This window comes from Pseudomonas sp. NPDC088885 (assembly GCF_044750025.1).
GTDB classification, from domain to species: domain Bacteria; phylum Pseudomonadota; class Gammaproteobacteria; order Pseudomonadales; family Pseudomonadaceae; genus Aquipseudomonas; species Aquipseudomonas rustica.
Window position 1 is genome coordinate 1 of sequence record NZ_JBIVJB010000101.1, and the last position, 316, is coordinate 316.

General features: G+C 55.7%; 1 pseudogene. It reads right to left on the minus strand.

Annotated features, from left to right (window positions below):
• Positions 1 to 38: 38 nt before the first annotated feature.
• Positions 39 to 316: pseudogene (locus tag ACIP1X_RS24560) on the minus strand (TCP-1/cpn60 chaperonin family protein); the annotation flags it as partial.

The window sequence follows — 316 nt, forward strand, 5'->3', positions numbered from 1 at the left end:
TCAACATCCGACAGTTCGTTTTCCTGGCCAGTGGCTTATTCAACGGTGATCACGCCTTCTTTACCGACTTTTTCCATGGCTTCGGCAATGATGTCGCCGATGGAGCTGTCGGAGTTGGCGGAGATGGTGCCTACCTGAGCGATTGCCTTGGTGTCAGCGCAAGGCTTGGACAGGTTCTTCAGCTCTTTGACGATAGCGATGGTCGCTTTGTCGATACCGCGCTTCAGGTCCATCGGGTTCATGCCGGCAGCGACGGCTTTCAGGCCTTCGTTGACGATCGACTGAGCCAGAACGGTAGCGGTGGTAGTACCGTCAC